The 8,398-nt window shown below is 69.6% G+C and carries 10 protein-coding genes; 7 read left to right on the forward strand and 3 right to left on the reverse strand.

Translation table 11 applies throughout. The features are described from left to right. On the reverse strand, window positions 1-278 hold a 278-nt coding region (locus VLG41_RS21670), incomplete at its 3' end, for a cytochrome b/b6 domain-containing protein (protein ID WP_325351455.1). Next, a complete protein-coding gene (locus VLG41_RS21675; protein ID WP_325351456.1) occupies window positions 275-538 on the reverse strand; it encodes a PepSY domain-containing protein in 264 nt (87 codons plus the stop codon). The genes VLG41_RS21675 and VLG41_RS21670, both read right to left, overlap by 4 nt. 129 nt (window positions 539-667) lie before the next feature. Between VLG41_RS21675 and mnmA the strand changes: the two genes are divergently transcribed. Together mnmA and VLG41_RS21685 are read left to right on the forward strand one after the other, a co-directional pair. Further along, a complete protein-coding gene (gene mnmA / locus VLG41_RS21680; RefSeq protein ID WP_325351457.1) occupies window positions 668-1,819 on the forward strand; it encodes a tRNA 2-thiouridine(34) synthase MnmA in 1,152 nt (383 codons plus the stop codon). A gap of 179 nt (window positions 1,820-1,998) precedes the next feature. Next, a complete protein-coding gene (locus VLG41_RS21685; RefSeq protein ID WP_325351458.1) occupies window positions 1,999-4,017 on the forward strand; it encodes a sensor histidine kinase in 2,019 nt (672 codons plus the stop codon). On the opposite strand, the gene VLG41_RS21690 is transcribed toward VLG41_RS21685, so the two are convergent. Next, entirely contained in the window at window positions 3,904-4,377 is a 474-nt protein-coding gene (locus VLG41_RS21690) for an NUDIX hydrolase (protein WP_325351459.1), read from the reverse strand. The two genes, VLG41_RS21685 and VLG41_RS21690, sit on opposite strands and share 114 nt — an antisense overlap. A 103-nt stretch (window positions 4,378-4,480) precedes the next feature. Here VLG41_RS21690 and VLG41_RS21695 point away from each other — a divergent pair, with 103 nt between their 5' ends. The 5 genes from VLG41_RS21695 to VLG41_RS21715 form a co-directional block, all read left to right on the forward strand. After that, entirely contained in the window at window positions 4,481-5,614 is a 1,134-nt protein-coding gene (locus tag VLG41_RS21695; protein ID WP_325351460.1) for a Re/Si-specific NAD(P)(+) transhydrogenase subunit alpha, read from the forward strand. Continuing rightward, window positions 5,611-5,985 (forward strand): aspartate 1-decarboxylase, encoded by a 375-nt coding sequence (gene panD / locus VLG41_RS21700; protein WP_325351461.1) that lies wholly within the window; start codon window positions 5,611-5,613, stop codon window positions 5,983-5,985. The genes VLG41_RS21695 and panD overlap by 4 nt, the downstream gene beginning before the upstream one ends. A gap of 13 nt (window positions 5,986-5,998) precedes the next feature. After that, complete coding sequence (locus VLG41_RS21705; protein ID WP_325351462.1) at window positions 5,999-6,322, forward strand: NAD(P) transhydrogenase subunit alpha; 324 nt, start codon at window positions 5,999-6,001, stop codon at window positions 6,320-6,322. Further along, window positions 6,319-7,758: an NAD(P)(+) transhydrogenase (Re/Si-specific) subunit beta gene (locus tag VLG41_RS21710; RefSeq protein ID WP_325351463.1), complete on the forward strand. Its 1,440-nt coding sequence runs from the start codon at window positions 6,319-6,321 to the stop codon at window positions 7,756-7,758. The genes VLG41_RS21705 and VLG41_RS21710 overlap by 4 nt, the downstream gene beginning before the upstream one ends. Window positions 7,759-7,779: 21 nt before the next feature. Continuing rightward, window positions 7,780-8,398, forward strand: a 619-nt coding sequence (locus VLG41_RS21715; protein WP_325351464.1) for an AMP-binding protein, incomplete at its 3' end; no start/stop codon positions are given.

Here is an 8,398-nt window from a genome sequence, read left to right on the forward strand (position 1 = left end):
GTGGCGGGCGGCCTCGCGCCGCGCCGCCAGGCGAGCAGGTGCGCCCGCAAGCGCGCCGGTGTGGGCCAGAAATCGGCAAAGCGCGCATGGCGCGTGCCGACGAAGCCCCAGGCCACCCGCAGCAGCACCAGCACGGCCGCGGCGTAGCCGGCCCACTCGTGGGGTGTTTCGCCCTCTTCCAGCACCCACAGGTTGAGCACGACCAGTCCGACCAGGGACCAATGGAAGAGCCGCAAGAACGGGTCCCAGACCCGCTCGGCGCGAGGCCCGGGGGTCATTCCGACTTGACCGGCTTGCCGGAGACCGGGTCGAAATAGATCTCGACCTTCTTGCCGGCCCTGTCGTGGCCGTAGATCTCGTAGCAATTGCCCTTGGTGACCTTGAAGGTCTTGATCTGGTAGCCCTGGGCCTGCAGCTCCTTCTTGAAGTCGGCCTCGGGTTTCCAGCCCGCCTTGTTGGGCGCGCAGGTGGGGCCAGCAAAGGCGGCGCCGGTGAGGATCAGGCCCAGGGTGGCGACAGCGACGGCTTGGGTTTTCATGCAAATGGACTCCGGTAAGACCCGCACATGCGGGCGGCGCCATTGCAGAAGGCCGACCTGAAGCGCACCTTAAGGGGGCGCGGCCCCGCGCGCCCTGGGGTTGCCGCCCCGCTGGGATAATCCCGCCCCATGGCAGCGAAGCAGCGCGTGGTGGTGGGTTTGAGCGGAGGCGTGGACTCCGCGGTGAGTGCGTACCTGCTCAAGCAGCAGGGCCACGAGGTCGTCGGCATCTTCATGAAGAACTGGGAAGACGACGACGACAGCGAATACTGCAGCAGCCGCCAGGACTGGCTGGACGCCGCCAGCGTGGCCGACGTGATCGGCATCGACATCGAGCACGTCAACTTCGCCGCCGAGTACAAGGACCGCGTGTTCGCCGAGTTCCTGCGCGAGTACCAGGCCGGGCGCACGCCCAACCCCGACATCCTCTGCAACGCCGAGATCAAGTTCAAGGCCTTCCTCGACCACGCCATGCGCCTGGGCGCCGAGAAGATCGCGACGGGTCACTACGCGCGCGTGCGCGAACGCGCCGGCCGCCACGAGCTGCTCAAGGGCCTGGACCCGCTGAAGGACCAGAGCTACTTCCTGCACCGCCTCAGCCAGGCCCAACTGGCCAAGACGATGTTCCCCGTGGGCGAACTGCCCAAGACCGAGGTGCGCCGCATCGCCGCCGAGATCGGCCTGCCCAACGCCAAGAAGAAGGACAGCACCGGCATCTGCTTCATCGGCGAGCGCCCGTTCCGCGAGTTCCTCAACCGCTACATCGCCAGCGCGCCCGGCCCCATCAAGGACGAGCGCGGCCGCACCATCGGCGAGCACGTGGGCCTGAGCTTCTACACCCTGGGCCAGCGCCAGGGCCTGGGCATCGGGGGCGTGCGCGCCAAGGGCGCGCAGAAGGGTGGCAGCGAGCACGAGCCCTGGTTCGTCGCGCGCAAGGACATCGCCCGCAACACCCTGTGGGCCGTGCAGGGGCACGACCACCCCTGGCTGCTGTCGCCGCGCCTGCGCGCGCACGACGCGAGCTGGGTGGCCGGCGAGCCGCCGCGCGCCGGCGCGCTGGCCGCCAAGACACGCTACCGCCAGGCCGACGCGCCCTGTGCCGTCGAGCCACTGGGCAACGACGGCTTCGTGCTGCGTTTCGAAGAGGCTCAGTGGGCGGTCACTCCCGGCCAGAGCGCCGTGTTGTATGACGGCGAGGTCTGCCTGGGCGGCGGCGTGATCGTCACGGAGGCGGCCTCGGGCGACGAGGCCTACGCGCCGGCCGCCGCTCTGACGGCTTGACGCGGTCGCGGGCGACACCCCTACCCCCAGGGGATCTACTGCCAACGCAGTATTGAGGCCGCCGCCCGCCGCACAAATACTGCCTCTCACTCAGTTGGCCCGCGGCCCTCGCGGGCCGCGCGTATCGCGGGGTGTCGATGCACGGTGGGGTGCCAGGCGGTCAAGGATGGCGGTGGGTCATGGCTTTGATCGGTCTGTGGCTCGCGGCTCAGTCCTGCGCCGCATACGGTGACCGGGCGGCGGTTGAGGTGGACGCCCGCTCGGGCCCCATCGAGCTCACCCCCGAGCTGCAGTTCCTCGACAACCGCGAACACCCCTGGCAGCCCGACCAGCCCGACGCGGCCTCCGTCACGTTCCGCCCCTTGCCGCCGGGCTGGCGTCAGGGCAACTTCGGCATGGCGTCCGTCGACCTCTGGTTCCGTGTGGTGCTGCGCGCCGGCCCCGACGCGCCCACCGACTGGATGTGGGTGGTGGGCAACGCCAACCTCGACCTGGTCGAGCTGTGGACCGCCGCGCCGGGTCAGCCCTTCGTGCGGCGCCGCAGCGGCGACAGCCTGCCGCCGGGGCAGCGCGCCCACTCGCACCACCTGCCGGTGATTCCGCTGGCGCTGGCGCCGGGCACCGCCACTCAGGTCTACATGCGCGTGCGCACGGCCGGCGTGGCCCAGGTGCCGGTCACCCTGTGGCAGCGCGAGGCCCGCGCCCATCGGGACCAGTGGGTCTATGGCCTCAATGGCGCGTACTTCGGCCTGCTGGCGGGGCTCATCCTCTACAACACCATGCTGTACTTCAGCATCCGCGACCGCGCCTACCTGTATTACGTGGGTTCCGCCGCGGCGCTCGGCTTCTGGCAGTTCGGCAACTCTGGCTTCGTTGCCCAGTACCTGTGGCCCGGCAGCGCGCTGCTGCAGCATTACCTGGTCAATCTGCCGTTGGCGCTGGGTTGCGGCCTGCTCTTGCCCTTCGCGCGCAGCTTCCTGCAGACCGCCGCGCACGCGCCAGCGCTCGACCGCGCCGCGCGGCTGCTGACCTGGGCCTGGGGCGCGGCTTTTCTGTTGACCCTGCCGCCGCCCCTGTCGCCCGGCCAACTGATCGCGCCCTGGCTGGTGGCCGCGACCACCTTGCTGCTGGTGGCCATGGCGGTGGACGGCCTGCGCGACCGCCGACCGGCTGCCTTGCCTTTCACCATCGCCTGGGCCTGCCTCTGGGTCAGCGCCTTGCTCAATGTCTTCTACCGCCTGGGCTGGCTGCCGGAGCACGCCCTGGTGGTGCACGCGCCCATGATCGGCGCCGCGCTGGAGATGGTGCTGCTGTCCTTCGCGCTGGCCGACCGCTTCCGCGTCGAGCGCCAGGCGGCCGAGCGCGCCCACGCCGATCGCCTGCGCTCCGAAGTGGAGCGCGACATGGCGCACCAGGCCACCACCGAAAAATCGCGCTTCCTCGCCGCGGTGAGCCACGACATGCGCCAGCCGCTCTATGCCATCACGCTGGCGGCCGAATCGCTGGAGCGCCAGCGCCCGCTGCGCCACCCCGGGCCCCTGCTGGCGCAGATGCGGGCCGGGCTGGAGACGGCGGATCGCCTGCTCGATGCGGTGATGACGGTGGCGAGGCTGGAAACCGGCTCGCTGCAGCCGCGCCGCGACACCTTCTCGCTCGAGGCGCTGCTGGACCAGGTGGACGAGCGCTTCGGGCCACAGGCCCGGGACAAGGGCCTGCGCTGGTCGATCACGCCCTGTCTGGCGGAGGTCGCCACGGACGCGACGCTGCTGCAACGCATCGTCTTCAACCTCGTGAGCAACGCCGTGACCTACACCGAGGCGGGCGGCGTGCTGGTCTCGTGCCGCGCGCGGCGCGCGGGCGTGCTGTTGCAGGTCTGGGACACCGGCGGAGGGCTGCCGCCGGAGCCCGAATCGCAGGTGTTCGAGCGCCACTTCCGCGGTGAGGCCGGCACCGAAACCGACAGCGGGGTCGGGCTCGGCCTGGTCATCGTCAAGCAGACCGCGCTGCTGCTGGGGCTGCGCCTGTCGGTGCGCTCGCGCCCGGGGCACGGCACCTGCTTTTCCCTGTGGCTGCCCCAGGCGACCTCAGGCGCCGAAGACGCTGGGATGGGTGTGCAGGACGTCCAGCGGCAGGCGGCGCCCGGACAGGTGGTCCTCGATGCACTGCAGCACCAGGGGGCTGCGGTGCCGCCCCGCTGAGGCGCGCACCTCCTCGGGCGTGAGCCAGCAGACGCGCACGATGCCGCTGTCGAGCGCGCGCCCGGCGATCGCCTCGCCCACGCGCCCGCTGATGGCGAAGCGCAGGTAGGTGATGGACTCGCCCGCGCGCTCGAAGCGGGCCAGGTAGGCCCCGACGAGCGCCTCGGGGCTGAAGGGGTGCGCGGTTTCCTCCAGGGTCTCGCGCACGGCGGCCTGCACCAGGCTCTCGCCCGGCTCCAGGTGGCCGGCGGGGTTGTTCAGGCGCAGCCCCTCGGGCGTGTGCTCTTCGATCAGCAGGTAGCGGCCCTCGCGCTCGGCGAGGGTGGCCACGGTGACGCTTGGTGCCCAGCGGGAAGTCATGGGCGGCGATTATGGGCGGCGGCGTCCCGCGGGCGCGGGCTTTCGCATGGGCTTTCAGTTAAGCTCGCCCGCTGATTTCAGACCCGAGCGCGAGGAGACACCCATGCTCATAGGCGTACCCGCCGAAACACTGGCGGGCGAGACCCGTGTGGCCGTCACGCCCGAGACGGCGAAGAAGCTGGTGGCCCAAGGCCACGTGGTGCGCGTGCAGGCCGGTGCCGGCCTGGCGGCCAGCGCCACCGACGCCGCGTATGAAGCGGCGGGCGCGCAGATCACCGACGCCGCCGGCGCGCTCGGTGCCGACCTCGTGCTCAAGGTGCGCAGTCCGCAGCCCAGCGAACTGCCTCTCATGAAGTCCGGCGCCAGCCTCGTCGGCATGCTCAACCCCTTCGACGCCGATGGCCTGCAGGCCCTGGCCTCGGCCGGGCTCACGGCCTTCGCGCTGGAGGCCGCGCCGCGCACCACGCGCGCGCAGAGCATGGACGTGCTGTCCTCGCAGGCCAACATCGCCGGCTACAAGGCGGTGATGCTCGCGGCCAACGCCTACGCCCGGTTCTTCCCCATGCTCATGACGGCCGCCGGCACGGTGAAGGCCGCGCGCGTGGTCATCCTGGGGGTGGGCGTGGCCGGTTTGCAGGCCATCGCCACGGCCAAGCGCCTGGGCGCGGTCATCGAGGCGTCCGACGTGCGGCCCAGCGTGAAGGAGCAGATCGAGTCGCTGGGCGGCAAGTTCATCGACGTGCCCTACGAGACGGCGGAAGAGAAAGAGGCGGCCGAAGGGGTGGGCGGCTACGCCCGGCCCATGCCGCCGAGCTGGCTGCAGCGCCAGGCCGCCGAGGTGGCCAAGCGCGTGGCGCAGGCCGACGTGGTGATCTCCACCGCGCTGATCCCGGGCCGCGCCGCGCCCACGCTGATCACCGAGGAGATGGTCAAGAGCATGAAGCCGGGCTCGGTGATCGTGGACATCGCGGCGGGCAAAGGGCCGAACGGCGTGGGCGGCAACTGCCCGCTCACCGAAACCGACAAGACCGTCGTGAAGCACGGCGTGACGCTGATCGGCGAGACCAACCTGCCCGCGCTGGTGGCGGCCGACGCTTCGGCGCTGTATGCGCGCAACGTGCTGGACTTCCTCAAGCTCGTGCTGCCGAAAGACGCCACGGCCGTGCAGGTGCCGATGGACGACGACATCGTGGTCGCCTGCCTGATGACCCAAGCCGGCGAGGTCAAGCGCAAATGAGCGACACCGCCAGCCGCGTGATGCTGCGCGCCAAGCTGCACCGCGCCACCGTGACCGAAGCCGACCTGCACTACGAAGGCTCCTGCGGCATCGACGAGGACCTGCTCGACGCCGCCGACATGCGCGAGTTCGAGAAGATCGAGCTCTACAACGTCAACAACGGCGAGCGCTTCTCCACCTACATCATCAAGGCGGCGCGCGGCTCGGGCGCCATCTCGCTCAACGGCGCGGCCGCGCGCAAGGCGCACGTGGGCGACCTGCTCATCATCTGCACCTACTCGCCCGTGGCCGACAGCGCGGTGCCCGGCTGGAAGCCGCGCGTGGTGCTGCTCGGTGAAGGCAACCGCATCAATCAGATCAAGAAAACCTGACAGAGGAGCCGCCATGGACGCCGTCTCGCCCACCCTCATCAACCTCATCATCTTCGTGCTGGCCATCTACGTGGGCTACCACGTGGTGTGGACGGTGACGCCCGCGCTGCACACGCCGCTGATGGCCGTCACCAATGCCATCTCGGCCATCGTCATCGTGGGCGCCATGCTGGCCGCCGCCCTCACCGAGACGCCGCTGGGCCGCACCATGGGCGTGCTGGCCGTGGCGCTGGCCGCGGTCAACGTCTTCGGCGGCTTCCTCGTCACGCGGCGCATGCTGGAGATGTTCAAGAAGAAGGAGCGCAAGGCGCCGGCCGCCGAGGGGAGTGCCAAATGAGCATGAACCTCGTCGTCCTGCTGTACCTCATCGCCTCGGTCTGCTTCATCCAGGCCCTCAAGGGCTTGTCGCATCCCACCACCTCCATCCGCGGCAACGTCTTCGGCATGACGGGCATGGCCATCGCCATCCTCACCACCGCCGCGCTCATCGTGGAGACCGCTGGCGGCCAGGCCCGGGGCATGGTCTACGTGCTCGCAGGCCTGGTGGTGGGTGGCGGCGTGGGCGCCTACATGGCCAAGAAGGTCGAGATGACCAAGATGCCCGAGCTGGTGGCCTTCATGCACAGCATGATCGGCCTGGCCGCGGTGTGCATCGCCGTGGCCGTGGTGGCCGAGCCCTGGGCCTTCGGCATCGTCGCCCGTGGCGAAGGCATCCCGGGCGGCAACCGCATCGAACTCGCTCTGGGCGCCTTCATCGGCGCGGTCACCTTCAGCGGCTCGGTCATTGCCTTCGGCAAGCTCAGCGGCAAGTACAAGTTCCGCCTGTTCCAGGGCGCGCCCGTCACCTTCGCGGGGCAGCACAAACTCAACCTGGCGCTGGGCCTGGCCACGGCCTTCTTCATCTTCGGCTTCTGGCACTCGCAGAGCTGGATCGACATCGTGCTGGTCATTGCCCTGGGCTTCATCCTGGGCGTGCTGATCATCATTCCCATCGGCGGCGCCGACATGCCGGTGGTGGTGTCCATGCTCAACAGCTACTCGGGCTGGGCCGCCGCGGCCACCGGTTTCATGCTGTCCAACGACCTCTTGATCGTGACGGGTGCGCTGGTGGGCTCCTCGGGTGCCATCCTGTCCTACATCATGTGCCAGGCCATGAACCGCAACTTCATCAGCGTGATCGCGGGTGGCTTCGGTTCCGGCGCGGGTGCCCCGGCCGCCAAGGGCGCCGCGGCCGAGCCGCAGGGCGAAGCGGTGCCGATCAGCGCCGCGGAGACCGCCGAGCTGCTGCGCGACGCCAAGAGCGTGGTCATCGTGCCCGGCTACGGCATGGCCGTGGCCCAGGCCCAGCACACGGTCAACGAGATCACGCGCACGCTGCGCGACAAGGGCGTCAACGTGCGCTTCGCGATCCACCCCGTGGCCGGCCGCATGCCGGGCCACATGAACGTGCTGCTGGCCGAGGCCAAGGTGCCCTACGACATCGTGATGGAAATGGACGAGATCAACGACGACTTTCCGGACACGGACGTCGCCATGGTCATCGGCGCCAACGACATCGTGAACCCGGCCGCACAGGACGACCCGACCAGCCCCATCGCCGGCATGCCGGTGCTGGAGGTGTGGAAGGCCAAGAACTCCGTCGTGATGAAGCGTTCCATGGCCTCGGGCTATGCCGGCGTGGACAACCCTTTGTTCTACAAGGACAACAACCGCATGCTGTTCGGCGATGCGAAGAAGATGCTCGACGAGGTGTTGGGCGCATTGAAGGCCTGACCGCAGAACGAAGGAGATCCCATGACCGAGCGCATCTGGCTGCAGAGCTATCCACCGGGCGTGCCCAGCGACATCGACCCGGGCGAGTACCCCTCGCTGGTCGCGCTGATGGAGGAGAGCTTTTCGAAGTTCGCCGACCGCACGGCCTACAGCTTCATGGGCCGCGACGTGAGCTACGCCGAGACCGACCGGCTCAGCAGCCGCCTCGCTGCCTACCTGCAAAGCCTGGGCCTGGCGCGCGGCGACCGGGTGGCCGTGATGATGCCCAACGTGCCGCAGTACCCGGTGGCCGTGGCCGCCATCCTGCGCGCCGGCTATGTGCTCGTGAACGTCAACCCGCTGTACACGCCGCGCGAGCTCGAGCACCAGCTCAAGGACTCCGGCGCCAAGGCCATCGTCATCATCGAGAACTTCGCGGCCACGCTGGCGCAGTGCATGCAGTCCACACCCGTGCGCCACGTGGTGCTGTGCGCCATGGGCGACCAGCTGGGCCTGCTCAAGGGCGCGCTCGTGAACTACGTGGTGCGCAAGGTCAAGAAGATGGTGCCGCCGTTCGCGCTGCCCGGTGCGGTGCGCTTCAACGACGCCATCGCGCGCGGCTCGAGCGCGCAGTTCACCAAGCCGCAGATCGGCCCCGACG

This window comes from Hydrogenophaga sp. (assembly GCF_035481345.1).
Taxonomy (GTDB): domain Bacteria; phylum Pseudomonadota; class Gammaproteobacteria; order Burkholderiales; family Burkholderiaceae_C; genus Hydrogenophaga.

Excerpts from the sequence above, each read along its gene's own strand:
- VLG41_RS21675 (WP_325351456.1), bottom strand. The coding sequence starts at position 538 with ATGAAAACCCAAGCCGTCGCTGTCGCCACCCTGGGCCTGATCCTCACC.
- mnmA (WP_325351457.1), top strand. The coding sequence starts at position 668 with ATGGCAGCGAAGCAGCGCGTGGTGGTGGGTTTGAGCGGAGGCGTGGAC.
- VLG41_RS21685 (WP_325351458.1), top strand. The coding sequence starts at position 1,999 with ATGGCTTTGATCGGTCTGTGGCTCGCGGCTCAGTCCTGCGCCGCATAC.
- VLG41_RS21690 (WP_325351459.1), bottom strand. The coding sequence starts at position 4,377 with ATGACTTCCCGCTGGGCACCAAGCGTCACCGTGGCCACCCTCGCCGAG.
- VLG41_RS21695 (WP_325351460.1), top strand. The coding sequence starts at position 4,481 with ATGCTCATAGGCGTACCCGCCGAAACACTGGCGGGCGAGACCCGTGTG.
- panD (WP_325351461.1), top strand. The coding sequence starts at position 5,611 with ATGAGCGACACCGCCAGCCGCGTGATGCTGCGCGCCAAGCTGCACCGC.
- VLG41_RS21705 (WP_325351462.1), top strand. The coding sequence starts at position 5,999 with ATGGACGCCGTCTCGCCCACCCTCATCAACCTCATCATCTTCGTGCTG.
- VLG41_RS21710 (WP_325351463.1), top strand. The coding sequence starts at position 6,319 with ATGAGCATGAACCTCGTCGTCCTGCTGTACCTCATCGCCTCGGTCTGC.